Annotated in this window: 28 protein-coding genes; 10 read left to right on the forward strand and 18 right to left on the reverse strand. The window is 61.1% G+C overall.

The window, feature by feature from the left end; all coding sequences use genetic code 11:
• Positions 1-39: 39 nt before the first annotated feature.
• Complete coding sequence (locus BLO49_RS15330) at positions 40-2,079, reverse strand: OPT family oligopeptide transporter (protein ID WP_090650211.1); 2,040 nt, start codon at positions 2,077-2,079, stop codon at positions 40-42.
• Between the two features lie 269 nt (positions 2,080-2,348).
• On the opposite strand from BLO49_RS15330, the gene BLO49_RS15335 reads away from it, so the two are divergent.
• Positions 2,349-2,615, forward strand: a complete 267-nt coding sequence (locus BLO49_RS15335) for a hypothetical protein (RefSeq protein WP_090650212.1) — start codon at positions 2,349-2,351, stop codon at positions 2,613-2,615.
• A gap of 10 nt (positions 2,616-2,625) precedes the next feature.
• On the opposite strand, the gene BLO49_RS15340 is transcribed toward BLO49_RS15335, so the two are convergent.
• The 7 genes from BLO49_RS15340 to BLO49_RS15370 all read right to left on the reverse strand — a co-directional run bounded on the left by BLO49_RS15340 (position 2,626) and on the right by BLO49_RS15370 (position 6,836).
• Positions 2,626-3,066 (reverse strand): hypothetical protein, encoded by a 441-nt coding sequence (locus BLO49_RS15340; protein ID WP_139159711.1) that lies wholly within the window; start codon positions 3,064-3,066, stop codon positions 2,626-2,628.
• Positions 3,067-3,159: 93 nt separating this feature from the next.
• Entirely contained in the window at positions 3,160-3,528 is a 369-nt protein-coding gene (locus BLO49_RS15345) for a hypothetical protein (protein WP_090650215.1), read from the reverse strand.
• A gap of 84 nt (positions 3,529-3,612) precedes the next feature.
• On the reverse strand, positions 3,613-5,097 hold the full coding sequence (gene gatA, locus BLO49_RS15350; protein WP_090650217.1) for an Asp-tRNA(Asn)/Glu-tRNA(Gln) amidotransferase subunit GatA: 1,485 nt from the start codon (positions 5,095-5,097) through the stop codon (positions 3,613-3,615).
• Between the two features lie 2 nt (positions 5,098-5,099).
• Positions 5,100-5,387 carry an Asp-tRNA(Asn)/Glu-tRNA(Gln) amidotransferase subunit GatC gene (gene gatC / locus BLO49_RS15355; protein WP_090650219.1) on the reverse strand — a complete coding sequence of 96 codons (288 nt, stop codon included), beginning with the start codon at positions 5,385-5,387 and terminating at the stop codon, positions 5,100-5,102.
• Positions 5,388-5,508: 121 nt separating this feature from the next.
• Positions 5,509-5,874, reverse strand: coding sequence for a UrcA family protein (locus BLO49_RS15360; protein ID WP_170828356.1), 366 nt, complete (start codon positions 5,872-5,874; stop codon positions 5,509-5,511).
• 234 nt (positions 5,875-6,108) lie between these two features.
• Positions 6,109-6,459, reverse strand: a complete 351-nt coding sequence (locus BLO49_RS15365; protein ID WP_090650222.1) for a UrcA family protein — start codon at positions 6,457-6,459, stop codon at positions 6,109-6,111.
• 23 nt (positions 6,460-6,482) lie between these two features.
• Positions 6,483-6,836, reverse strand: a complete 354-nt coding sequence (locus BLO49_RS15370; RefSeq protein ID WP_170828357.1) for a UrcA family protein — start codon at positions 6,834-6,836, stop codon at positions 6,483-6,485.
• 266 nt (positions 6,837-7,102) lie between these two features.
• On the opposite strand from BLO49_RS15370, the gene ruvX reads away from it, so the two are divergent.
• Both ruvX and BLO49_RS15380 read left to right on the forward strand, forming a co-directional pair.
• Positions 7,103-7,594, forward strand: a complete 492-nt coding sequence (gene ruvX / locus BLO49_RS15375) for a Holliday junction resolvase RuvX (RefSeq protein ID WP_090650225.1) — start codon at positions 7,103-7,105, stop codon at positions 7,592-7,594.
• A 183-nt stretch (positions 7,595-7,777) separates the two neighbouring features.
• Complete coding sequence (locus BLO49_RS15380; RefSeq protein ID WP_090650226.1) at positions 7,778-8,716, forward strand: AEC family transporter; 939 nt, start codon at positions 7,778-7,780, stop codon at positions 8,714-8,716.
• A 146-nt stretch (positions 8,717-8,862) separates the two neighbouring features.
• Here the strand turns inward: BLO49_RS15380 and BLO49_RS15385 are convergent, their stop codons facing one another.
• Positions 8,863-9,675 (reverse strand): isocitrate lyase/PEP mutase family protein, encoded by an 813-nt coding sequence (locus BLO49_RS15385; protein WP_090650228.1) that lies wholly within the window; start codon positions 9,673-9,675, stop codon positions 8,863-8,865.
• Between the two features lie 137 nt (positions 9,676-9,812).
• Between BLO49_RS15385 and BLO49_RS15390 the strand changes: the two genes are divergently transcribed.
• The 4 genes from BLO49_RS15390 to plsY all read left to right on the forward strand — a co-directional run bounded on the left by BLO49_RS15390 (position 9,813) and on the right by plsY (position 13,329).
• Positions 9,813-10,784: an aspartate carbamoyltransferase catalytic subunit gene (locus BLO49_RS15390; RefSeq protein ID WP_090650229.1), complete on the forward strand. Its 972-nt coding sequence runs from the start codon at positions 9,813-9,815 to the stop codon at positions 10,782-10,784.
• 154 nt (positions 10,785-10,938) lie between these two features.
• Positions 10,939-12,237 (forward strand): dihydroorotase, encoded by a 1,299-nt coding sequence (gene pyrC / locus BLO49_RS15395; RefSeq protein WP_090650393.1) that lies wholly within the window; start codon positions 10,939-10,941, stop codon positions 12,235-12,237.
• A 111-nt stretch (positions 12,238-12,348) separates the two neighbouring features.
• A complete protein-coding gene (locus tag BLO49_RS18235; protein WP_139159712.1) occupies positions 12,349-12,651 on the forward strand; it encodes a hypothetical protein in 303 nt (100 codons plus the stop codon).
• Between the two features lie 42 nt (positions 12,652-12,693).
• Positions 12,694-13,329, forward strand: a complete 636-nt coding sequence (plsY, locus tag BLO49_RS15400; protein WP_090650231.1) for a glycerol-3-phosphate 1-O-acyltransferase PlsY — start codon at positions 12,694-12,696, stop codon at positions 13,327-13,329.
• On the opposite strand, the gene BLO49_RS15405 is transcribed toward plsY, so the two are convergent.
• The gene (locus BLO49_RS15405) at positions 13,330-13,773 is read right to left on the reverse strand and encodes an Lrp/AsnC family transcriptional regulator (RefSeq protein ID WP_090650394.1); all 444 of its coding nucleotides are present in this window, start codon (positions 13,771-13,773) and stop codon (positions 13,330-13,332) included.
• Between the two features lie 119 nt (positions 13,774-13,892).
• On the opposite strand from BLO49_RS15405, the gene BLO49_RS15410 reads away from it, so the two are divergent.
• Both BLO49_RS15410 and BLO49_RS15415 read left to right on the forward strand, forming a co-directional pair.
• Positions 13,893-14,633 carry a tryptophan 2,3-dioxygenase family protein gene (locus BLO49_RS15410; RefSeq protein WP_090650232.1) on the forward strand — a complete coding sequence of 247 codons (741 nt, stop codon included), beginning with the start codon at positions 13,893-13,895 and terminating at the stop codon, positions 14,631-14,633.
• Positions 14,630-15,682, forward strand: a complete 1,053-nt coding sequence (locus BLO49_RS15415; RefSeq protein ID WP_090650234.1) for an aminotransferase class V-fold PLP-dependent enzyme — start codon at positions 14,630-14,632, stop codon at positions 15,680-15,682. Before BLO49_RS15410 ends, BLO49_RS15415 begins: the two co-directional genes overlap by 4 nt.
• A 99-nt stretch (positions 15,683-15,781) precedes the next feature.
• Here the strand turns inward: BLO49_RS15415 and ftsA are convergent, their stop codons facing one another.
• Positions 15,782-17,170, reverse strand: a complete 1,389-nt coding sequence (gene ftsA, locus BLO49_RS15420; protein WP_090650235.1) for a cell division protein FtsA — start codon at positions 17,168-17,170, stop codon at positions 15,782-15,784.
• A 21-nt stretch (positions 17,171-17,191) separates the two neighbouring features.
• Entirely contained in the window at positions 17,192-18,130 is a 939-nt protein-coding gene (locus BLO49_RS15425) for a cell division protein FtsQ/DivIB (protein WP_090650237.1), read from the reverse strand.
• Between the two features lie 265 nt (positions 18,131-18,395).
• Here BLO49_RS15425 and BLO49_RS15430 point away from each other — a divergent pair, with 265 nt between their 5' ends.
• The gene (locus BLO49_RS15430) at positions 18,396-19,826 is read left to right on the forward strand and encodes a DUF6880 family protein (protein ID WP_090650239.1); all 1,431 of its coding nucleotides are present in this window, start codon (positions 18,396-18,398) and stop codon (positions 19,824-19,826) included.
• A gap of 12 nt (positions 19,827-19,838) precedes the next feature.
• On the opposite strand, the gene BLO49_RS15435 is transcribed toward BLO49_RS15430, so the two are convergent.
• From BLO49_RS15435 to BLO49_RS15460, 6 genes are all read right to left on the reverse strand, one after another.
• Positions 19,839-20,387: a dihydrofolate reductase family protein gene (locus BLO49_RS15435; RefSeq protein WP_090650240.1), complete on the reverse strand. Its 549-nt coding sequence runs from the start codon at positions 20,385-20,387 to the stop codon at positions 19,839-19,841.
• A complete protein-coding gene (locus BLO49_RS15440; RefSeq protein ID WP_090650242.1) occupies positions 20,384-20,740 on the reverse strand; it encodes a DUF2200 domain-containing protein in 357 nt (118 codons plus the stop codon). Before BLO49_RS15440 ends, BLO49_RS15435 begins: the two co-directional genes overlap by 4 nt.
• 4 nt (positions 20,741-20,744) lie before the next feature.
• A complete protein-coding gene (locus BLO49_RS15445) occupies positions 20,745-21,107 on the reverse strand; it encodes a ribonuclease E inhibitor RraB (RefSeq protein ID WP_090650244.1) in 363 nt (120 codons plus the stop codon).
• A 72-nt stretch (positions 21,108-21,179) separates the two neighbouring features.
• Entirely contained in the window at positions 21,180-23,081 is a 1,902-nt protein-coding gene (ftsH, locus tag BLO49_RS15450; protein ID WP_090650245.1) for an ATP-dependent zinc metalloprotease FtsH, read from the reverse strand.
• Positions 23,082-23,179: 98 nt separating this feature from the next.
• A complete protein-coding gene (tilS, locus tag BLO49_RS15455) occupies positions 23,180-24,469 on the reverse strand; it encodes a tRNA lysidine(34) synthetase TilS (RefSeq protein ID WP_170828358.1) in 1,290 nt (429 codons plus the stop codon).
• Positions 24,470-24,519: 50 nt separating this feature from the next.
• On the reverse strand, positions 24,520-25,479 hold the full coding sequence (locus BLO49_RS15460) for a tol-pal system YbgF family protein (protein ID WP_090650249.1): 960 nt from the start codon (positions 25,477-25,479) through the stop codon (positions 24,520-24,522).
• Between the last annotated feature and the right edge of the window lie 140 nt (positions 25,480-25,619).

Consider the following 25,619-nt stretch of genomic DNA (forward strand, 5'->3'; position numbering starts at 1 on the left):
ACGGGAAAAGCGGGTTTTGTGCAAATTTTCGTGCGTGGTCTATGATCTGTCGCCGATCTTCTTCGCCTGTCCGGCGGACCAGATGTAGAGCGCGACAATGATGACCAGGCCGATGCCCAGCGCCAGCCCCATGCCGAGGGCTTCGGGCGTCGGGGTCGGCATGGCGATGATATCGGGGTTCTTGGTGCCGGCGATCAGGCCGGCATAGACGACATTGAACAGGCTTTCGCCGACTATAAAGCCCGAAGCCACCAGCACGCCCAGGCGATCGGCGATGTCCTTGGTTTTCATCCGGGCAATCAGCTTGACAAAAATCCAGCCGGCCACCGCACCGACCACTACCGGCGCCGTCACCGAGGCCGGCAGGTAGATGGCCAGGCCGACGCCCAGCGGCGGCAGGCTGAACTTGCCGGCCGAGGACAGGCGCAAACCTTCGTCAATGGCGATCAGCAGGATGCCGACCACGCAACCGATGCCGAGATAGCCGAGTGGCAGATGGCCGCCGATGGCGCCCTTAGCCAGGGTCGAGATCAGCACGGCCTGCGGCGCATTGAGCGTGCCGCCGGCCACATCGATAGCGTGGAAATTCGGGTCGCCGGGAAAGCCCCAGACATTATTGAGCAGGTTCAGCACCACCGGCACGACGCAGGCGCCGGCCAACACGCCGATGATCAGGCCCACCTGCTGCTTCCACGGCGTGGCGTCGACCAGTTGGCCGGTTTTCAGATCCTGAAGATTGTCATTGCCGATCACGGCCACGGCCAGCACCACGGTCGTCACCATCAGGGTGAAGGCGATCAGCGCGGTTTCCACATTCGGGCCGGTGAACCTGTAACCGATCATGCCGATGATGACGGCGGCGCCCAATACGGTCAGGATGGCGATGCCGGAAACCGGTGAGTTGGAGGAACCGATCAGGCCGGCCATATAGCCGCAGACCGCCGCCGCCAGCAGGCCGGCCACGATGATGTAAAGCACACCGGCGATCACCAGCGGCAGGGCCAGGTCTGTCAACGGCCCACCGGAGAGGAAACCGAACAGCAGCCAGCCCGCCGGCACCATGGAGAGCATGATGACGAGACCGACGATCCACACCGGCAGGTCATGCTCGGAGCGCGGCAGATCCATTGTGCCGGCCTTGCGGGCGCGGCCGGCTTCCAGCGCCGACATCAGTCCGCCCCACACCGGCACGATCAGCTTGCCGATGGTCCAGATGGCGGCCATGCCGATGGCGCCGGCCCCGATAAAGCGAATCTGGTCCGCCCGCACCTGTTCGGCATAAGCGGCCACCGAAAGCGCCGGGTCCGGATGCGCCGCCACGAGGTGCAGCGGCCAGAAGCTGTCGATCTGATAGGTGGAAAGCACCGGTACGCCGACGCCCCAGGCGAGGAACAGGCCGAAGAACATGGCGATGCCGACCGTGATCCCCATCAGGTGCCCGGCGCCGACAAGCGCCAGCGACGAAGAGCCGGCCATGCCGGAAACACCCGTGGTCTTACCGACCTTGAAATAGCTTGAAATTTCCGCCGCCAGGAATTTGGACGCCGCCCCCGCCGCGTAAAGCGCCGAGGTGACGGAGCCAAGAATCACCGCCCACAGGCCGGCCGAGCCTTCCGCCGCGCCCTCGCGCGACGAGGTGCCGACGCGCAGCACTTCCGCCGCCGCCACGCCTTCCGGATAGGGCAGGGTAGATTGCGACACCAGGGCCCGACGCAGCGGCATGGTGTACATCACCCCCAGAACACCGCCGATGGCGCAGGCGCCGAAGGTGATGAAGAACGGCACGTCCTTCCACCAGCCGATGATGATCAGGCCCGGCAGGACGAAGATCACCGAGGCCAGGGTGCCCGCCGCCGAAGCAATGGTCTGGACGATATTGTTTTCCTGGATGGTAGCCGTTTTGGCGAACCGCAGCAGGGCCATGGAGATCACCGCCGCCGGAATCGAAGTGGCGAAGGTCAGACCGACCTTGAGGCCGAGATAGACCTGAGCGGCGGTGAAGATCAGGGTGATCAGCACACCGAGGATAATCCCGCGAACGGTAATTTCCTTCGGATGTGTGGCGGCGGGGGTTGTCATGGCATTCTCCGGTCCCAGTACCTGGCATTTTTGCCGATAGTGCCCAAAAGCGCGGCGAACACAAGCTTTAGATACAGATTCAACTAAATGCGGCTTAAGGGAACCGTCAGGGCGGGGAAAGAAGATGAAAGGAAACGGCAAGCCGCTGCCCTGACCGGCCGCCTATTTCCCGAAAATCGAGGGCGCACTGAATTCTTACAGCCAGACGGTTAATCTTGCTCAAGACAAGGCGAGGCGGAGCCTTACATATCTATGGCACGAGATTAAACATGTTGGACGCAACCCATCCCGGCACCTATTCGATTTACTGGAACCCGCCCGTCATTCGCAAACCGGCGTTTGTAAATGCGTTGACCGTAAGCCTGGCCGTCTTCGCTACCACCCTGATCGGCAGTGGTGTGGCCGTGGCCAGCCAACTGGAAAAGCTGCCGACGCCGGACCAGATCGCCGTCATACCGCCGGGCGCCGAAGGCATGAATGTCTATCCGGTCGTCGAAACCGCCGATGTCTGGCTGGCGCCGCAAGCGGCACGCTAATCAGAAATGATCAGGAAATCGCGCCGGTATCGGCGCTATCCTGGTCATCGTCCATCAGCAGGCTGTCGCAGGTCGAATGATATTCATCGAGATTGCCTTGGCCGCTGGAAATGGCGGCAGCCAGTGCCTTATCGACCCGCGCGATATCATCATCAGCCGTGGCCTCATCGCTCTGGCTGGCTTCGATATAGATGGACCGTGCCAGGTCGCGGGCATCGGCGGCATCATCCGCCAGCGGACCTGTGGGCTTTACGGCCAGCACCAGGTCATAGGTCGCCACGCACACCAGGGCCATATTGGCGATATCGGCGTCACTGGGCGCATCGCTGGGTGAATCATTAGGGGCAGCCGAATCCGGCTTGATCGGCGCCGGTGTCTCCTGCGCTCCGGTGGCCGTGGCGCTCAGCAATACCATTGCCAACACTACGCATCCCGTCCTGATCCTGTTCATCTTATCACGCCGGGATTCACCCGCTCCTAAAGGGCATCGCGCCCGACTCACAAGTTAGGGCACCGCCATGCGCAAGGCAATATATCAGACCGGTCAGCCGCCTGCTCTTGAAAAGGCGGCATCACAATTGGCCCGCAATTCCTTCAGACTGGGTTGTGGATTGCGGGCCAGCCGTTCCGTCAGCCTGTCGCGCATATCGGTGATGGCCTGATTAACCTGTTCCGCCGTCAAACCCGTCGATTGCCGGTAATAATCAACGGTGCTGGCGCCTCGCACCATGGCCTGGCTGAGGTCATCGCCTTTGGCCGTATCTGCCGCCATCAGGTAAACCGCCGCGCACCCCTTGGCGAATTCCTCCAGTTCCTGCTTTGACGACTGCGGGACAGGCGCCGGCGGAACAGCCGTCTGCGCCTGGGCGGCGCCCGCCACCAGCATCATCCCCATCACCAGACGCCCGAACATCAAAAAGCCTCCCGCAATCCGGCGGGAGGCTTTAAATGACCGGCCGCCATGAGGAGGCAGCGTATCAAGATAAGCTGTTTTTCGCTACCACCACTTTGACGGTTTGGCCGAGAAACCAGCGGCCCTTTCCAGCACCGAGGCGATGTTCAACACCGTACCTTCGTCAAGGGCCTTGCCGATGACCTGGAGGCCGAGCGGCAGGCCCTGGCTATCCAGCCCCGCCGGCACCGACAGGCCCGGCAAACCCGCCAGGTTGGTGGTGACGGTAAAGACATCGTTCAGATACATCTGCACTGGATCGGCGGCCTTGGCCTGGTCACCCAGTTCAAAGGCGGCGGATGGCGTGGCCGGCGTCAGGATCACGTCGCAAGCCTGAAACGCCTTTGTGAAATCCTCGGCAATACGGCGGCGGACCTTGAGCGCCTTGACATAGTAGGCATCATAGAACCCGGCCGACAGCACATAGGTGCCGATCATGATGCGGCGCTTGACCTCCTTGCCGAAGCCTTCCGAACGCGACAGTTCGTAGGTATCTGTCAGCGACGTCACACCCTCGGCGCGATGGCCGAAGCGCATACCGTCATAGCGGGCCAGGTTGGACGATGCTTCTGCCGGGGCGATGATATAGTAGCACGGCAGGGCGTACTTTGTGTGCGGCAGGGAAATGCGGACAATCTCGGCCCCGGCGTCCTTCAGCCACGCAATGCCCTGCTCCCAAAGCGCATCAATCTCGGCCGGGATGCCGTCGAGACGATATTCGTCGGGGATACCGATGCGCAGCCCCTTCACTGACTTGCCGATGAAGGACGAGAAATCGGGGATGGCCAGATCAAGCGAGGTCGAATCCTTGACATCGTGCGAACACATGGCCTGTAGCATGATCGCGGCATCTTCCACCGTCTTGGTGATCGGGCCGGCCTGGTCCAGCGACGAGGCAAAGGCCACCATGCCATAGCGCGAGCAGCGGCCATAGGTCGGCTTGATCCCGACCGTGCCGGTAAAGGCGGCGGGCTGGCGGATCGATCCGCCGGTATCGGAGGCCGTGGCGGCCAGGCAGAGATCGGCGGCAACGGCCGCGGCCGAACCACCCGAAGAACCGCCCGGCGTCAGTTCAGCATTGGAGCCGCGCGACTTCCACGGATTGACGACATTGCCCCATTTCGAGGTTTCGTTCGAGGAGCCCATGGCGAACTCATCCATGTTCAGCTTGCCGAGCATGACGGCGCCCTGATCCCACAGGTTCTGCGTTACGGTCGATTCATAAGTCGGCACGAAGTTTTCCAGGATGCCCGAACAGGCCGTGGTGCGGACGCCAGCCGTGCAGTAGAGATCCTTGATGCCCAGCGGCGCGCCTTCCAACGCCCCCCCCTCGCCTTTTGCCAGCTTCGCATCGGACGCGGCGGCCTGCGCGCGGGCCTTATCAAAGGTCGTCTCGACATAGGCATTGAGCGCCGGATTGGCGGTCTCGATGGCGCCGATGAAGGCGTTGGTCAGTTCAGTGGAAGAAAAGGTCTTCGCCTTCAGGCCATCGATCGCGGCCTTCAGCGTCAGTTTCGTCAAATCACTCATATCTATTCAACCACCTTCGGCACGATGAAGAAGCCGTCGACGGTCTTCGGGGCGTTGGCAACAATTTCGCGCACCTTGTCACCATCGGTGACAACGTCCTCGCGCATCGGCTGCGGCATTTCGATGGCCGTGGTCATCGGCTCGACGCCGCTGACATCGACCTCGTTCAACTGCTCGATCCAGCCGAGAATACCATTCAGTTCTCCCGCGAGCGATTGCAGGCGCTCGTCGCTTTTCCGCAGGCGGGAGAGCGACGCCACTTTCTTGACGGTTGCCACATCAATGGCCATGACCAGACTCCTTAATTCTCTAAGGCAGTCCGGTTAAAGGCTGAGGATGGATTTGGCAAGAGGGGCCGCGTTCAAAAGCCCCTCCTGTGCCCGTCACCACTCCAGGCTGTCCACGCCTGCCTTACTTATCAAGCCCGGAAACGAGAAGCGCCGGCCTGTCACCGCTGCTTGTATTCCGCGCGATCAGTTCAACGCGGGGCCGCTTGCTCACACTGTTAAGCAAAGGCTTGTCCACCTGGCTTACGGCGGAATTTACCGCCTCGTCCTGGCACGCCTTGTCTGCCATCTGAGTCAGCGGATCATAGAATTCGCTGGCACAGACATCATAGGCGGCCGCGGTGAGCTTGGCATAGAAGAACCGGACCTGCTTTACGTCCTGAAAATTCACCTCCCTGGCGGAAACGGTCCGTTGTGCGGTGACAAGGGTCTGCGCATACGCACTTCCTGTCGTCATGGCGGCGGCGGAAAGCAAGGCAGCATAAAACATCGATCTACGCATGATCTTTTCCTCTCCAATTTTAGTGGATACGCAACTGTGAATGCACGCGGTTTACGCGCATTCACAGTAAATGGAAACACAATTATTGTGAATTTTTTGACATTTATTAAAATCATACCTGATGATTAAAATATCAAATGAAACAACAGGTAAAATGACGCTTTAATTATAATAATTATATTAACAAAATACGCGCTCAAAGAAACGATTACACAAGAAACATCAATGTTTCCTCTGCGTAATGTCCGCCAAGGCCATCTGGGGCGCGCCCGGCGTATAAAGCGCTGTCAGTTCAGGCTTGTTCAGTTGCTGCAAGGCGCCCTGCATGGCCTCATCCTCACAGGCGCGATCATCGGCGATCCGCCAGGACGGCCCTTCACCGCCTTCGGTCTGGCAAGCATACTGGACCACTTTATAAAGCCGGGCATAGACGGCTTTCGCCTCGGCCGGATCCTCAAGCTGGTGCGTCGGGAACGTGACATCGACCTTGGTGGTGCCCGGTTCCTGGGCGAAAGCGGCCGGCGCAGCGGTCAGGCCCGACAGGAGGGCCAGCGTCAAAGCAATACGTAACATGGCAATAACTCCCTTCTGCCCCCTTAGTTGTGACGCGATCCGGTGTTGCGCTCGGCATAGGCGACGGCTTGATCCGCATGACCGTGGAGGGCGCTCAGTTGCGGAGCATCGATCTGCTTGACGGCATCAGAGACGGCTTCGCGTTCGCAGGCGGCGTCGGCCATGTTGGTCATCGGATCGGAAACCTCGCTGGTGCAGACCTGCTGGGCAGCCGCATTGAGCTTGGCATAGAAGCCGCGGGTTTCGCGAGCATTGTTGAAGTCGACATGTTTGGCGGAGACATGGACCTGAGCGGCCTGGCGTTCCTGGGCATTGGCGGCGCCGGCGGCCAGGGCGGCAAAAGAGAGGGCGGCGGCGATGAAGATTGAACGGGACATGATGAATTTCCTTTTGCGATTTAAGCAGATGATGAATGAATACTCAGAAGAACTGGAGAGACATCTACGCTCGTCAAAATGAAATTGAAACATTAATATTATTAAATCGGATCAATGTATTACATGAATTTCATTAATTACATTGCGGTAATTTATTACGTAGATTTAATATTCAAATTCAGTCGAATATTTGCGCGCGGAAACCATTTCAACAGTAACCATCGAACCGGGATTGACTCCCCCCGTTATAAACGCCAAAGCAGGCCATGGCCGTTATCGACATTACCGAACTGGCCGGCGCACTGGCGCCGCGCCGCGCCCTGCTGGGGCTGGACTTAGGCGAAAAGACCATCGGCGTCGCCGTGTCCGACATTTCCCTGACCATCGCCTCGCCGCTGGAATTGATTAAAAAATCAAAATTCACCCTGGAAGCCGAGCGCCTGTTCAAGCTGATGGCCCTGCGCGAGGCCGATGGCCTGGTAATTGGCCTGCCGGTGAATATGGACGGCACCGAAGGGCCGCGCTGTCAGTCCTGCCGTGCCTTTGCCCGCAATATCCTGCGCTTGCGGGACATGCCGATCGCTTTTTGGGACGAGCGCTGGTCGTCAAGCGTCATGAACCGCTTCCTGATCGAGGAAGCCGACCTGACCCGCGCCAAACGCGCCGAGGTTATCGATCGCTTCGCCGCCGCGTATATATTGCAGGGGGCATTGGACCGGCTTCGGAACGAAGGTTCGAAAGACGCGGCGGGTGGGTAGGGTTATCAAGCAAGAAACCCCACCACCATCTTCGCTTTGCTCGATGGTCCCCCTCCCCACCCAAGGTGGGGAGGTACAAGAAATATTATACCTCCCCGGCTTTGCCGGGGAGGGGGACCGCACGAACCGCGAAGCGGTGAGATGTGGTGGTGGGGTTTCTTGCTTTCTTACACAAGCTGCCACATGACCTCAATCACCATCCTCAACGGCATCGTCCCCGTCTTCCTCCTGATCGCGCTCGGCTACGGCCTGAAGAAATCCGGCTTCCTGCCGCTCAATGTCTGGCCGCCGATCGAGAAGTTCGCCATCTATGTACTCTATCCCGGCTTTCTGGTTCCGGCCATCTGGCACGCCAATCTTTCCGGCTTCTCGACTGGCCCGATCACCATCGGCGTGGCCGGGTCGGTGGTTATCGGCGCTGCCTTCGGCTTTGCGCTCAAGCCGTTCCTGAAACTGTCCGGTCCGACCTTCACCAGTGTCTTCCAGGGCCTGATCCGCTTCAATTCCTTTGTTTTCGTGCCGGTGGCGGCATCGATCTTCGGACCGGACGCCAACAGCCTGTCCGCCGTGGCGATCAGCGCGCTGATTCCCGCCAGCAACATGATCAGCATACTGGTGCTGGCGCGCTGGGGTGAACCGGAAGGCGGTACGCCCGACCGCACGCCCCTGTGGTTCGTCAAGACCCTGCTGACCAATCCGATCTTCGCCTCCTGCCTGATCGGGCTGTTCCTCAACTTCCTTCAGGTGCCAGATATTACCTTCGCTGAAAAGGCGCTGAACATGCTGGGCGAGGCCGCCATCCCGACCGGCCTGATCCTTGCCGGCGCGGGCCTGAGCTTCGGCTATGTGTGGCGGCGGCCGGTGCTGGTCGGTCTGGTGTCGCTGTTCAAGATTCTGATTATGCCGATCCTGGCCTGGTCGATCTGCTATGCGCTGGGCGGAGACCGCATGGCGCAGGGCATTGCCCTGGCCTGCGGCGCGGCCCCTTGCGCAGCAGCGGCCTATGTCCAGGCGCGTCATATGGGCGGTGATGCGACCCTGATGGCGGGTATTGTTGCCCTGACGACCACCTTGAGTGCAGTCACCATGCCCTTGCTGCTGTGGCTGTTTCATTTGGTATAACGACAAGATCCTCCCCTCTTGGAGTGGAGGTGGCGCGGCGTAGTCCGCGACGGAGGGGTATGACCTGCAAAGATTTACCCCCTCTACCAAAAATCATTTCATGATTTTCGTCAGCTCCCCCTCCAAGAGGGGGAGATTTTAAATAGTCATCCCGCCCCCTCTTTCATCCACTGATCCATTTGCCTGCCGCCGATCAACTCCGCGATATAACCAAACGACTCATCCTGCGCCGCATTGACAAAGGCCGTCATGGCCGCCGAATGCAGCCAACTCCCCAGCGATACCCGCCTAACACCCAGTTCCGCCAGTTCGCAGACCGACAACGGTTTCTTACCGATTCCGCCCAGAACATTGACTGGCCGGTCGACGCTGCGGCAGATCTCCCCGATCTCCTCTGCGGTGGAAATACCCGGCGCATACAGCACATCGGCGCCGGCCTCCTGATAGGCCTGCAAGCGCGCGATGGTATCCACCAGATCAGCGCGGCCATGCAGGTAGTTCTCACACCGGGCCACCAGCATGAACTTGAACGGCAGGCCCTTCGCCGCTTCGGCCGCAGCGCGAATACGGTCGGCCGCCTCGGCAATCTCATAAATCACTCGTTCGTCGCCGGTGGCGTCCTCAATCGAGCCGCCGACCAGACCAGCCTCGGCGCCCAGGCGAATCGTCTCCGCACAATCCTCCGGCGCATGGCCGAAGCCGTTTTCCAGATCGGCCGCCAGTGGCAGGTCGGTCGCCGTCACCAGATCGCGGACATGGACCAGCACATGATCCCGCCCGGCCTGATAATCACTGACACCCAATGAGCGCGCATAGCCGGCGCTGGTGGTGGTCAGGGCGCGGAATCCCAACCCCGCAAGAAGCCGCGCCGTCCCGCGATCCCAGGGATTGGGGATAACGAAACAGCCACGCTCATGCAGGCGCGCGAAATCCGCCGCCTTTTCCGCTTGTGTCTCCATAAATATGTCGTCCTTATCACTTGTGCTTTTCGGCATTCTCCGCCAAAACGCGGCAAAGCCCATTCCTGCGCCATAGTGACAACCGTGCCGGCCATTTCTGTCAGCATGTCCCTTGGCAGGCATATAAAGACGCCACGATGACAGATGTAAATGACCTGATCCGGACACGGCTTCACGCCTTCCCCAAGCGCCATTTCCTCGGCGCTCAGGATCTCGATCCGCCCGATATCGCCAATTTGCTCGATCTGGCGGACGTCTTTGTCGATCTCAACCGGCAATCGACCAAGAAGCTGGATATCCTGCGCGGCCGCACCCTGGTCAACATGTTCTTCGAGAACTCGACCCGCACGCAGTCCTCGTTTGAACTGGCCGGCAAGCGTCTCGGCGCCGACACCATCAATATGAGCATGAAGACCTCTTCAGTCGCCAAGGGCGAAACCCTGATCGATACGGCCGTCACGCTCAACGCCATGAAGCCCGACCTGCTGGTGGTGCGCCATTCGGCCTCGGGTGCTGCGGCCCTGCTGGCGCAAAAGGTTGGTTGTTCGGTGGTCAATGCCGGCGACGGCCAGCACCAGCACCCGACCCAGGCCCTGCTCGACATGCTGTCGATCCGCCGCGCCTTCGGACACGTCGACGGCCTGACCATCGCCATCTGTGGTGACGTCACCCACTCCCGCGTGGCGCGTTCCAATGTCATCCTGCTCAACGCCATGGGCGCCAATGTGCGGCTGGTGGGCCCGCCGACGCTCATTCCGGGCGATGCTGACCAGTGGGGCACCGAGGTCTATCACGACATGCGCGAAGGCATTGCCGGCGCCGATGTGGTGATGATGCTACGCCTCCAGCTGGAGCGCATGGACGGCGCCTTTATCCCTTCGGCCCGCGAATATTACCGCTTCTTTGGTCTCGACCGCGAAAAGCTGGCCGTGGCCGCGAAGAATGTGAAGGTCATGCACCCCGGCCCGATGAACCGCGGTATCGAGATCGACTCGGAAATCGCCGACGACCTGTCGGTCTCCCTTATTCAGGATCAGGTCGAAATGGGCGTCGCCGCCCGTATGGCGGTTCTGGCCTCCCTCGCCGCCCGTCTGGAGAACGATCGATGAGCGGATATATGTTTATTTCCGCCTCCCCCATTTATGGGGGAGGTGGCATTTGCGAAGCAAATGACGGAAGGGGCCATTCCACCGCCCACCATCGCAAGCGATGGTCCCCCCTCCCCGTAAACGGGGTGGGCGAAAATGAATCTGGGTGCCAATGATGACCAAAGACTCTCCCGCCATTGCTTTCGTCAACGCTCGTATCATCGATCCGGCCACCGAATATGACGGCCCCGGCTCGGTCATCGTCGCCGATGGCGTGATCACAGACGTCACCCTGGGTCACGGCACGCCTGCCCTGCCCGCCGGCATCCGCATCATAGATTGCGACGAAAACGCCATCCTGCCCGGCCTGATCGACATGCGCGTCAAGACCGGCGAGCCCGGCCACGAACCCGCTGAAACGCTGAAATCCGCCAGCCTGGCCGCTGCCGCCGGGGGCGTGACCTCCTTCGTCGTCCAGCCGGATACCGATCCGTGCATCGACGAACCGGCCATGGCTGACTTCATCCTGCGCCGGGCGCGCGATATCGAACTGGTCCACGTCTATCCCGCCGGCGCCGCCACCAAGAAGCTGGAAGGCAAGCAGATGGCGGAAATCGGCCTGATGGCCGAGGCCGGCGCGCTTTACTTTACCAATGCCGACCAGCCGATCGTCAATTCCAAGATTTTCAGCCGTGTGCTGAACTATGCCGGCGGTTTCAATGCTCTGATCGCCCATCGCCCGAAGGAGCCGTGGCTTTCCGAAGGCGCCGTGGCCACTTCCGGCGAAATGGCCGCGCGCATGGGGCTTTCCGGCGTTTCGCCGCTCGCCGAACGCATCATGATCGAGCGCGACTTAGGTCTGGCCGAAATGACCGGCGCGCGCTTTCTGGTCGATCTGATCTCGACCCGTGAGGCGCTGGGCTCCCTCGAACGCGCCAAGGCCAAGGGGCTGGAGGTCTTCGCCTCGGCCTCGATCAATCACCTGATGTTCAATGAGATCGACATCGGCGACTACCGCACCTTCTTCCGCCTCGATCCGCCCCTGCGCGCCGAGCGCGACCGCCTGGCTCTGATCGACGCCGTCTCGACCGGGCTGGTCGATGTCATCGTCTCCAACCACTCGCCGGAGCCGGCGGAGCACAAGCGCCTGCCGTTCTCCGAAGCGACGCCAGGCGCGCTCGGTCTGCAAACCCTGCTGGCGGCGCTGATCGGCCTGCACCACGAGAACGACATCCCGCTGATCGACCTGCTGCGCACCGTGACGCAAAACCCGGCGCAACTGCTGGGCCTGGATGCCGGCCGTATCGCCAAGGGCGCGCCGGCCGACCTGATCCTGGTCGATATCGACGCGCCGTTCGCGTTGCGCGAAAAGGACATCCTGTCGAAATCGAAGAACTCACCCTTTGAAAACCGCACCTTGCAGGGCAAGGTGCTGAAAACGCTCATCGACGGCCGTATCGTCTACGAGAGCTGATACAGCTTCGTTTTTTGCTCCCCCTTTAAACTCCATAGAGGACACGCAAAAAAGAGTCGGTAAATTGCAGGCACCTAGCGAGCTATAACTTTTTTTGCGGACGAAACATTCATGAAAAGTCTTGGATTTACAGGGATCGCATTTGTTTTTCTTTTGCTGCTAACCTCCTGTGGGCACCATGATGTTGTGACTTATTCTAAGTTTCGACAAATTCACCCCAATATGACCATGGACCAAGTAGAGCGCATAATTGGTCATAAAGGACGTATGATAAATGGCGAACATATCGATGGAGTTATCGTGGCCAACCCTGGTGAAGTGGTCTATTTTTGGCAGAACGAGGATCAGTCGAATTTAAGTATTGCGACTATTAATGGAAGAGTTGTCAATGCGGCGGCTTCTGGCCTTAATTAGTAGAAACGAATATACACAACCTGCTCTTGGATAAGCACTGATATGCCGTCTGTTCCTGATACATTGTTTTACGCACTTGCCCTGATCGGCGGCTATCTGCTCGGTTCAATCCCGTTCGGCTATATCTCGGCAAAGGCGGCGGGCATCGATATCCGTACCGTGGGTTCCGGCAATATCGGCGCCACAAACGTGCTGCGCACCGGCCGCAAGGACCTGGCGGCAATCACCTTTATCGGCGACACCGGCAAGGGCGCGCTGGCGGTGGGCCTGGCCTTTGTCCTGCTGCTGAAAGCCGATATCCAGACTCGCCAGACCGCCATGGCGCTGGCCGGGGCCGCGGCCTTCCTCGGCCATCTGTTCCCGATGTGGCTGAAATTCAAGGGCGGCAAGGGCGTAGCCACCTTTTTCGGTACGCTGTTCGCTGCCTGCTGGCCAATGGGCCTGATCGCCGCGGCCCTGTGGCTGCTGACGGCGTTTATCTTCCGCATATCCTCGCTCGGCGCCCTGGTCGCCGCGGCTTTGGTCGTGCCGCTGGCCTTTTTGCTGCATATGGCGCCCTACCCGTTTCTCGGCATGGCGCTGTTCATGGCGGTGCTGATCTATATCCGCCACCATGAAAACATCCGCCGCCTGCTCAAGGGCGAAGAACCGAAGATCGGCAAGAAGAAGAAAGCCTGATCAAACCATCAGCCGGCCGTTATACTTAATCGTTCGCATGGCCAGGGTGGTGGTGAAGCGCTCGACGCCCGGCAACCGCCACAGGGTCTGGCGCAGGAAATCATCCAGCGCCGCCATAGACGGCATGATCACCTGCATCAGGTAGTCGGTGGCGCCGACCGTAGCATGACAACTCAAGACCGACGGATGCGCCGCCACCGCCTGCTCGAACGCTTCATGGCGCTCGAAGGCCACCGTCACCTGCACAAAGGCCAGCGTCGACAACCCCAGCAGGGCCGGATCGAGATCGGCGCGGTAGCCGCGAATGACACCCGCCGCCTCAAGCGCCTGCACCCGTTTCCAGCACGGCGATTTCGATAGGCCGGTGCGGTCGCCCAGTTCGGCGAATGACAACCGCCCATCGGCTTCCAGTTCGCGCAATATGGCCTCATCAAAGCGATCCATTCGTTTCTCCATTTATAAACAATTGAGCCAATCGTTTCCTTTATAGAGCAAATTTTAAGCACAATAGAAACAATGTTCAGCGAAAAGCGCGCTAGGCTGGCGGCAAATGGAGTCCCGCCATGAACCGCCAGTCCTATATCGATCAGCTTTCCGCGCCCGCGAAGCTGGATTACGAACTTTACCTGAAAACCGATCGTCTGCTGGCCTGTCAGAAACCGCCGGCGGACATGGTCAATGCTGATGAACTGCAATTCCAGATCGTCCACCAGGTCGAGGAATTGTGGATGAAGCTGATGATCCATACCCTGATGGATATCGACGACCACATGCAGGCCGGCCGCGCCCACAAGGTCGTGACCCTGTTCGCCCGCTGCAACATAATCATGAAACTGATGAGCGAGCAGCTCGACCTGCTGGAGACCATGTCGCCGCACGATTACCAGCAGATCCGCCTGCAACTGGGCAATGGTTCCGGCCAGGAATCGCCTGGCTTCCGCTGCCTGATGAAGATGCCGCCGGAGCTTTGGGAGACCTTTGAAGCGCGTTATCTCACCGGCCGCGGCCTGACAGTGCGCGATATCTACGACACCCAATATGCCCATGACGACGCCTATGTCATTGCCGAATGCCTGATCGAATTCGATGAGCGCATGGGCAAGTTCCGATCCAACCATATCTTCCTGATCCAGCGCTCCATCGGCATGGGCGCGGCTTCGCTGAAAGGCCGGCCGGTCGAACTGCTCGATGCCGGCGCGCGCCACCGCTTCTTCCCGGACCTGTGGGCCGTGCGCCATGAGATGACCGATGCCTGGGGCGGCGCCTATGGCAAGGTTCGGCCGTCACTGAGCGCCGCCGAATGAGCGATCTGTTCGAGAAACCACCCGGCGGCCCTTACCTGCTCAGCCATTCGGCGGGCCTCTTACCCAAGGCGGCGCGAAGTGATTTCGAGGCCGGCTTCTTCGGACCGTGGCAATCGCAGCCCGGTGAAAGCTGGCCGCAGTGGCTTACCGCGATTGACGACTTTCGCGTGGCCCTGGCTGGGCTGCTCGGCGGCCGCATGGAGGACTGGTGCCCTCAGCCCAATGTTTCGGCGGCGCTGTTTGCCCTGCTGTCGGGGCTGACCGTGACGCCCGACCGCAACGCCATCGTCATGTCTGCGCTGGCTTTCCCCTCGCTGGGTTTTGTGGCGCAACAGGCCGAACGGCTGGGTTTACGCTTGCGACTGTTCGACGGCGATCCCGCCGATATCGCCACCTGGGAGGCCGCGTTGACGCCGGATGTGGCCGTGGTCGTGGTCATGCACGTCCATTCCAACACGAGTATCGTGTCCCCGGTGGCGGAGATCGCGGCTTTGGCCCGTGCCCGTGGCATATTCAGCATCATCGACGTCGCGCAATCGGCGGGCATATTGCCGATCGATGTCACGGCCTGGCAGGCCGATGCCCTGACCGGTTCGTGCCTGAAATGGCTGTGCGGCGGGCCGGGCGCCGGTTTCCTGTGGTGCCCGCATGACCTGAAGCCGCTGAATGTCGGCTGGTTTTCGCACGAGAACCCTTTTGAATTCGATATCCGCGATTTTCGCTATGCGTCGGATGCCCGCCGGTTCTGGGGCGGTACACCTTCGGTCGCGCCCTATGTGCTGGCCACCACCGGCATCCGGACGATCAGCGAAATCGGCGTTAAAAAAATTCTCAACCACAACCGCGCCCTGATCGCGCGGATCGATCCGTCAGACCGTTCAGGCCAAGGCGGCACCCTCTGCTACAGGCCAGCGGATATGGAAAAGACCATGGCCGCCCTGACCGCCGCCGGCTGCCGCTTTGATCGCCGCGGCGACACCCTGCGGCTGTCGTTTCATATCTATAATACGGAACAGGACGCCGATATCGTGGTGGGATGCTTGATTTGATTATACCTCTGCGCTTGTCCGGGAGCCGCGCAGCCGGGGCCGGTCACCACACGAAGCCAGCGCTTACGGTGGCAAGAGGTGGGTTTCTTGCCGTTAAAGCTACAGGTTGCTCTTCAGCCAGTCGATGATGCGGGCGACGATATTGCCACTGCCGCCGCTGGGCGCATCCTTGGGGCCGATCTTGGCGGCCATGATCTTCTTGACCGGCACCACGTCGCGCGGGCCGTAGAGAGTGCGCAGGATCACCCCGGCCGTGGCGGCAAAGGACGGACCGGCCGCCGCGTCGCCCAGGTGCGGCACGCGCATGGGGCGGCCGAGCCGGCATGGGCGGTCGAAGACACGGATGGCCAGTTCGCGGACGCCCGCCAGTTGCGAGGCGCCGCCGGTCAGGACGATACCGGCGCCGGGCTCGATCTGGACGCCGGACGCCTTGATCTTCTCGCGCAGCAGTTCGAAGGTTTCCTCGACGCGCGGCGCGATAATGCCCTTGAGGATCGAGCGCGGCACGGTGATCGGCGCGCCGCCGCGGTCGTCGCCGCGCGGCGGGGCTTCGACTGTTTCGCGGTCTTCGTGGGCCGAGGCAATGGCCGAACCATGCAGGGTCTTGATGCGCTCGGCGCCGGCCAGGGTGGTCGAAAGACCACGCGCAATATCGGCCGTGACGTGGCTGCCGCCGACATTCAGGCAATCGACATGCACGAGCGTGCCATTGGCGAAGATGGCCGCGGTCGTACTGCTGGCGCCCATGTCGATGCAGATGCAGCCCAGTTCCTTTTCGTCTTCTTCCAGTGCGGCCACGGCGGCAGCCAGCGGGGCACAGACAATGGCCTGGACTTCCAGGTGCGCCAGGCCAACACAGGTATTGATATTGTTGAAGACGCTTTCGTCGATGGTCACGACCAGAAGCTCGAGGCCGAGATTGCGCCCATTCAGGCCGCGCGGATCGCGCACGCCATACTGGTCATCGACGCTCCACGACACCGGCAGCAGGTGGATGGCGCGACGGTTGGGGAAACGGACCTGCGCCAGGGCCGAGGCGATGGCGCGGTTTAGATCCTGGTCAGAGATCGGCTTGAGACCCAGAGACACCTGGGCCGACACCTTGTGCGAGGCGGTCTGGGCGCCGGGAATGGTGACGCGCACGCCCTGGATCGACACATTGGCCATGGCTTCGGCGCGTTCCACGGCCTGGGCGATGGCCTGCGAGGCCGCTTCCATATCGATGACCGAACCGGCGCGAATGCCCTTCGATTGCACATAGCCGACGCCGGCGACGCGGATCGACTGGTCGGACTGGCGCGCGCCTTCGGGCCGCATGATGAAACAGCCGATCTTCGAGGCGCCGAGATCGAGCGAAGCGATCAGACCCTGTGAAGCGGGCGGGCGACCGGGGGCTTCACCGCTCGTGGCGGGCGCGAGGCGGGCTTTTGCCACATCGGGATTGAGGGCGGCGGCCTTGGCGTTTTGGCGATCTTCAAATCTGGACATGAGTTTTCTACTTTGTCAGACTTAGGGGAGGACTACGGCGGCGGGGGGTGAGGCAGGGTGCGCTTCAAGCGGCACCACGACGAGGGAATCGGGATCGAGCAGATCGATGGAGGCAAAGCCCTGATCCAGCACACGCTGCTGCGCGATCAGGACATCGAGACGGGCCATGGCTTGTTCCTGGTTGAGCGCCGGCAGCTTGATGACCGCGCCGTTCTTCAGCAGGATATTCCAGCGGCGCGTATTGACGCGTTGCAGGGCGTAGGTCTGTTCCAGCAGGGCCGGACGCTGGCGCAGCAGTTCGATAATGGCCGGCGCGGCCTCGTTGGCGCCCTCGCCCACCACGAACGGCAGCTCAGTGAAGCGCGTCGATACGGCTTCGGGGATGATATGGCCCTCGTCATCGATGACGGTATTCTTGCCGTTATACTGCCAGACGGCCAGACGTGGCCGCTCGACCACCTCGATGATCAGCACGCCGGGAAACTGGCGGCGGACCGTAGCGGACTTCACCCAGCCGACATTCTCTACACTTTTCTGAACATCGGCAAGGTTCATCAGGGCGAAAGGCTGGTCCTTCTCGAACTTGAGCGCCTTTCGCACATCGGGCGAGGCTTTCGGACTGACGTTTACGAGTTGGACCTTTTGCAGCTTCAGGCCGATGGAGGCCAGGCGGGCATCGGCAAAATTTGTGATAGCGCTGCCCAGGGCCTCGGCGCGATGGCCGGTCAGGAGCACGACGGAAAGCAGGCCGGCAATCACCAGAACCGCCAGCCAGGCCGTCAATTCATTGGGCATGTGAACGGTGCCGATGACGCTCGCCTTGCCGGCCGGCGCGCCCTTGCGTCCGGAAGACCTACCTGCCGCGCGCGGCTTCGCCCCGGCGCGTCCCGCAGGCTTCGCCGCCGGCTTCGTGTCGGCGGGGCTGGCTTGACGTCTGCCACCTCGGACGACAGCGGGCATGGGCACTCTCCAATTCATTCTAGCCAGTTTTTGGCTGGCCAAGGGTTCTCTGGCCACAGTCTGTCCGGAAAAGAGCGTGTCCGCCGCGCGCTCGATCACGCACGCTTCGTCCAAATACTCCCGCCCGGCTGGTAAGCGCCTATAAAAGCCAGAACGTCCTTAATAGAGTGATAACGCCTGCGAAAATCGTAAGGAAATTGTAACGATATTTGCCGGAATTCCGCCGCGGCTTGTATAGCCGCGCCTCTGCGCCTACCTTGGGCAAATGGCCTCCAAGACGACCCTCAACGCCCAGAACCTGGAAACCCTGGGCGCCGCGCATCTGGCCCGGCTGCTGATCGAGATCAGCGAGGGCAATGCCAATACCAAACGCCGGCTGCGCCTCGAACTGGCCGGCAGCGAAAGCCCATCGAAGCTCGGCAATGAAATCCGCAAGCGCCTGACAGCCATTGGAGCCGCGACCACCAATGTGGGGTGGCGGACACTGAAGGGCTTCCGCACCGACCTGAATACCCAGCGCCGGCTGATCGCCGAGCAGGTGACGACCGCCGCACCGCAGGATTCCCATGACCTGATCTGGCAGTTCATTGCGCTTGGCGATGCCGTCATCGAACGCACCAGCGATGCTTCGGGCGGCGTGCGCGAGGTCATGGCCAGCGCCTGCCAGGATGCGGCGACGATTTCAGCCGTGGCCAGACCAGCCGTGGACGATCTGGTGATGCGGATCACCGCCGCGCAGATGGCCAACAGCTACGGCCAGAATGATGCCCTTATCCCGTTGCTGGCGCCTTTTCTCGGTGAAGATGGCTTGCTGCGGCTCAGGGCCGCCATACTGGCCGCCGCCGGGGAACCGGTGGCTTCACCGGCCACGCGGCCGCGGCCGGTGAAACGGTGGCGCAAGCGGGTGCTGGCTGCCTCCGAAGCCCTGCGTAAACGCACCCGCGCCGAAAGCACGCGGGTGGCCCTGCTGGCCATTGCCGATGCCCTCGGCGATGTCGATGCCTTCATCGCCCTGATGGCCGACGCTTACCTGCCGGCCACCGCCGCGCAGATCGCCCATCGCCTGCTCAAGGCGGGGCGCGCGACCGATGCGCTGAAGGCGCTTAACAGCGCCCGGCAAAACCCGCGTTTCGAGATGCCGACCGAGTGGATCAATGCCCGCATCGAGGCGCTGGAGGCGCTGGACCGCAAGGATGAGGCGCAAACTGTGCGCCTGGAACGCTTCCGCCGCACCCTGCAGCCGGATTACCTGCGCGCCTACCTCAAGCGCCTGCCCTATTTCGACGATATCGAGGCCGAGGATGCGGAACTGGACCTTGTCAAGGCGTGGCCCGACGCCAATGTGGCGCTGGCGCTGCTCATCGGCTGGCCGTCGCTTGAACGGGCGGCCCAACTGGTCATCGACCGGGTGCGCGAGATGGATGGCAACGACGGCGAGCGTCTGACCTACGCCGCCGACCGCCTGTCGTCACGTTACCCGCTGGCGGCCCTGCTGCTCCAGCGCCAGATCGTCGAGGCGCGCCTGGCGTCCTTCAGCGAAGCGGCGCACGAAGCCGCCGTCCTGCCCTTTCTGGAAGCCGAGAGCCTGGCGCGGCATATCGACGACTTCGGCCGTCACGATCCGCATGACATCTGGCGGAAAAAGCTTGCTAATACCTATGCGCGACGCACGATTTTCTGGAAGGGCGTGTTTTAGTAAGAATTGGCCTTAATTAACGGGCGCGTAAATCAGATGCAGGGTGTCGTCATCAAGCTTGGCGCTGGAAATCAGGCGCAACGGCGGCGGTGTGGTATGGAAAAACGGCTTGCCCTGGCCCAGTACACAGGGGCGCATGACAAGATGATATTCATCGATCAGCCCCAGATCGGTCATCAGGCCGGCCAGTTCCGGACCGGAAACGCTGATCGTGCCGTCGATGCGCGTCTTCAGATCGCGGACCTGTGCCGCGATGTCACCGGAAATAAGAGTGGTATTCGGACCGACGGCCTTGAGTGTGCGTGAAACTACCCATTTGGGCAGTTTGCGCCAGGCGTCGGCAAACGCCCGCAGCGGCGCGTCCCATTCCGGGCGGTCTTCGTCCCAGTATCGCATGAGTTCGTACATGCGTCGCCCATAGATCGCCGCCGCCTGATCACGCACGGTCTCGGTCCAGAACTCAAATACCTTAGGGCTAGGCGGTCCCATCACCAGTGTGCCAGCCAAATCATCGACATAGCCGTCAATCGAGACATTCATGGCCAGGATTAGTTTGCTCATGATGGACTCCGCAGGATTTTTGCCATCGGCCGCCCCTTGGCCAGTTCATCGATCAGCTTGTCGAGATAGCGGATTTCACGCATCGTAGGCTCTTCGATATCCTCGATGCGCACACCGCAGATAACACCGGTAATCAGGCTGCGCGCCGGATTTAGCCGAGGCGCGGCGGTCAGGAAGGTTTCAAAATCGGTCCCGGCTTCGAGATGCTGCTGAAGTTCGGCCTGGCTGTAGCCGGTCAGCCAGCGGATGATCTCGTCGACCTCATCCCGGCGGCGTCCCTTCTTTTCCGCCTTGGCGACAAGGTGCGGATAGACGCTGGCAAAATGCATGGCATAGATGCGGTGACCGGCCATGATATCAGGCCTCGTTCACTTGGAAGCAGCCCCAGCCGTCATTGCGGCCACCGAGCGGCGTGGCGGCCTCCTGCAATTCCGCTTCAAAGGCGGTGATGAGGGCATGATCCGGCACCATGTGGTGAACGACCTGGACATTCCATTTGCCGAATTTGAGATCGGTCACGTTGTCATGATCAATCTCCCACGGGCCATAATCAACCTCGTAGCCCCTCTCGGCGAAGATGACACAGAAGGCTTTCGCCGACTCCTCATCCCCGAACAGCAGCGAGAAATCGATATCGCGCGCCACGGAGAGATCGTCCCCATCGGCCTGCATCGCGCGCAGGACATCGCCGTTTTCATCGGCGGGAAAATCAACAGGCATGGCAGGACTCCAAATAAAAAGGCAGGCGGGATGCGCTCCCGCCTGCCTTTAGCACATATATATCCGGAAAACTTACTCGGCGATCACCGGAACGGCTGTCGGGGCCGCTTCGGTTTCCGGCACCGCCGAATTGGCGCTCAGTTCGATCGCCACGCCGGTTTCCTCATCGCGGACGATTTCCTCGCCATTGAGAATTTTGGCGATTTCATCACCGGTCAGGGTTTCGAGGTCCAGCAGGGTCTTGGCCAGGCGGTGCAGGCCATCGAGGTTTTCTAGCAGGATGCGCTTCGCCTCTTCATAACCGTCATTGACCAAGCGCTTAACCTCGTCATCGATGATCTGCTGCGTCGCTTCCGAGGTATCGCGGCCGAGCGCGCCATATTCGTCCTCGCCCTGCTTGTAATCGACAAAGCCCAGCTTGTCCGAGAAGCCCCAGCGCGTGACCATCGACTTGGCCAGGCGCGTGGCGGCCTGGATATCGGATGAGGCGCCGGAGGTGATGTTGTCCTTGCCCATGATGATTTCCTCGGCCACGCGGCCGGCCATCATGATGGCCAGGCGCGAGGTCATCTGGGTAAAGTTCATCGAATAGCGGTCGCCTTCGGGCAACTGCATCACCATGCCGAGCGCCCGGCCGCGCGGGATGATCGTCGCCTTGTGGACGGGATCGGCCTGCGGGGTCTTGAGCGCCACGATGGCGTGGCCGCCTTCGTGATAGGCGGTATTGCGCTTCTCTTCCTCCGACATGGCCATGGACTTGCGCTCGGCGCCCATCATGACCTTGTCCTTGGCGTCCTCGAAATCACGCATGGTGACCAACTTGCGGTCCTTGCGCGCTGCCATGAGCGCCGCCTCATTGACCAGGTTGGCGAGATCGGCGCCGGAGAAGCCCGGCGTGCCGCGCGCGATCACCTTGACATCGACATCGACCGCCAGCGGCACCGGCTTCATATGCACGCGCAGTATGGCTTCGCGGCCGGTCAGATCAGGGTTGGAAACCGTAACCTGGCGGTCGAAACGGCCGGGACGCAGCAGGGCGGAATCGAGCACGTCCGGGCGGTTGGTGGCGGCGATCATGATGATGCCTTCATTGGCCTCGAAACCGTCCATCTCGACCAGCAACTGGTTGAGCGTCTGCTCACGCTCGTCATTGCCACCGCCATGACCGGCGCCGCGATGGCGGCCGACGGCGTCGATTTCATCGATGAAGATAATGCACGGCGCGTTCTTCTTGGCCTGTTCGAACATGTCACGGACGCGCGAGGCGCCGACGCCGACGAACATTTCCACGAAGTCCGAACCGGAGATCGAGAAGAAGGGCACGCCCGCCTCACCGGCCACGGCGCGGGCCAGAAGCGTCTTACCCGTACCCGGAGGGCCGACCAGCAAGGCGCCTTTCGGAATCTTGCCGCCCAGCTTCTGGAACTTGGACGGGTCTTTCAGGAAATCGACGACCTCCTGCAGTTCTTCCTTGGCCTCGTCCACGCCGGCGACATCGTTAAAGGTGACGCGGTTCTTGTGCTCGGTCAGCAGGCGCGCCTTCGATTTGCCGAAGCCCATGGCCCCGCCGCGGCCGCCACCCTGCATCTGGCGCATGAAGAAGATCCAGATGCCGATTATCAGGATAACCGGCAGGAGGGTGGTAACGACATTCATCAGCAGCGATGTCTTGCCGCTTTCCTTCTTGGTCGGCACCTTCTTCTGAGCCAGGGCGTCATCCAGATCCTTGTGATCGAAGCCAACCACGGCATGAAACTTCTTGCCATCGGCAGTCTTGCCGGCGGCCTCGTCGTTATGAATGACGATTTCTGTTACCTTACCATCGTTCACATTTGACACCAGTTCGGAATAGATCATCTCGACCGGCTTGTTCGGGTCAGCCACCAGGCCACGGGCGTTGGTGTTCATGACCACGTAAATGCCGAGCAGAAAGGCCAGTATCACGCCGATAATCGCCATGGACTTCAGGTTCATGCCAGTGTCTATCCTCAATAAGGCCCTTGAAAACGGGCCGCCCCTCTACGGGGTTATCTTACATTAAACTACCATATAGGACGCGCGGTGCGGTTTCGCTACACGCCATTTATCGGTGTAAAAACGCAATCGCTTTTTGCGCCTATTACAGCGCTTTCCGTCGTGATCAATCCCAGGGCGGCCCGCAGACGCGATCCGACCAGGCATCGGGTCATAATGGCCTTATACGCATTTTGTCTTAAGGCCGGGTTTGTCAGCAAGCATTTATTTTGATTATCTTTTTGAGCAGCCGGCACAAAGGCCGGCTGAGTGCCGCGCAAGTCCGCAGGCAAGGTGAGAAGCCAGGCTCTGTCAGCCTCGCTCAGGTCACCGCGCACCCGCCCGGAGGCCACAATTTCACCTGCCTGCGATGACCGGACAAGGAAACGGCCGTCCCAGACCACCTCATCCGTTCCATTCAGCGAACAGGAGGCGGGCCGGTTGCGGCCGATATCGCCCGCTTCGCGGCAAAAGGTGATAACATCGTTCCGGCGGGCTATCCGCGCCCCGGCGAGATTCAGGGGGCGAACTGATGTGAGATTTTCGAGCAGGCCCTCGACCTTGTCCCGCCCCGGCAATTTATCACCGCCACCGGCACAGACCGCTGCGGTGGCCAGCCGTTTAAGCGCCGTTTCGCGCGGCAGGGCATCGAATGCCTCCGCATTGAAAGCGATCATGCCTGACGGGCCAAATGTTTCCGGCAGGTGCAGCAGGGCCTGCCACTGCGCCGCCGCGAGGGGCGGTTCTGCTTCGGACGCCTGCGCCACCAGTGGCTTTTCGCGCAGATATTTTCGTGTCCGCGCCCGCAAGGAGTGCGGACTGTCATTGGCGGGGTCATCGATCCACGTCACTTCCAGACCGCGCAGATAATCCCGCAAGGCTTCCCTCCGCACGTCAAGGAACGGCCGGTACAGAAAGACATCATGCCCCTCCGGCCAGACCGGTGATGGCGCCCAGGCTTTCGGCGCGCCGACATTGGAGCCCTGCGCGCGCATGGCCTGAGCCTCGGCGATATCATCGGCGGTATGGGCCAGGCAAAGCACGGACACACCCTTTTCCCGCGCGGCCACCGCCAGCAGACGATGCCGCGCCAGCCGTGCCGCCGCCGACAGGCCAGTGGCCGGTTTTTCACCTTGCCAGTAAAGCGCGGTGAAGCCGGCCCCGACCCGTGCCGCGTGATCGGCCACCGATTGGGTCCATTGCGGACTTAGGGGATTGAGACCATGATCGACGCAGAAAACCTCCAGCGGCCTCTTGTTCCACGCCGCCAGCGCATAGAGCAGCGCCACGGAATCGCCACCGCCGGAAACGGCCACACCGATGGGCCCGTCACCATCAAGACGAGCCACGAAATCTGGGAATTTATTCTGAATAAAAGCCGGAGCAGGCAAGGCGGCGCTTAAACCGCCCCGCACCTGTTCTTGTCCTTCAGAACCTTGGCCTGATTGCGCATCTCATTGGTGGCCAGCTTGGCATAGACCTTGTCGAACTGGGCCAGCGAGGCGCAAACATCGGCCGGACGGTTGCTGTCGTTCAGTGCCTGGGCCAGACGCACAGTCGCTTCCGGTGCCCAGGAGGTCTTGGGCCAGCCCTTCAGCGAGGTGGCGAAGGCCGAAACGGCGCCCGACGGATCGGACTTCATGGCGCGAACCTGCCCCAGGCGGAACCAGGCTTCCGGCGTCTGCGCCGATTGTGGCCAGGCCGTGGTGAAGGCTTCGAAGGCGCGCCCGGCATCATCCGTCTGGCCGGAGCTCATCAGGCTGAACGCCTGGTCGAAATCGCCCTGGGCGTTGCCGGTCGAAGCCGGCGGCGGTGGTGGCGGCGCCAGTTGCGCCTCCAGATCCTTGATGTGGGCATCGGCGAGATCGGCGCGCTTGGTCAGGGTGTCCATGCGGGCCGCCTGGTTATTGAGGGCCTGCTGCAGCAACTGGTTCTGGTGCTGCAACTCCTCGACCTGGCCGATCAGGGTGGTGATCGATCCCGCCTGCTGGTCCAGTTTGCGCGCCTGGCTGTCTACCGTTGCCTGAAGTGCCACCACTTCCGGATCGGGTTCAATCAGGATCGGCGGCGTGCCCTTCCTGTTTTCGACGCGCGACACGGCCCGTTCCAGCTTGCGGACATTGCGATCCAGCTTTTGCAGCTTCTTGGCGTCCCAGACCGTGTTATCGGTCGGCTGCTGGCCGGGGATTTCTTCATCATCGTCATCGCCGAAAATCTGGGCATGAGCACCGGCGGGTGCAAAAACCGACAGGGTAATCGTCGTCAAGGGCAGGGAAAGCGCCAGAATGGACAGGCCGGCGGCCATCTTGCCACGCAAGCCCATACGCAAACCACGGCGGGTCATATTACTATCCGTCATGTGCAGATCGCCCTTTTACTCGAAAACCAGGGAATTATCCTATAACTAACAACATAGTCAGGCTGAAATAAGACGCAAACCCTAAATTGCATCTGGCGAAATAAAGGGCGCAAGCCGTGCGGCCGCGCCCTCCTTTTACA

This window comes from Asticcacaulis taihuensis, assembly GCF_900100255.1.
GTDB lineage: Bacteria > Pseudomonadota > Alphaproteobacteria > Caulobacterales > Caulobacteraceae > Asticcacaulis > Asticcacaulis taihuensis.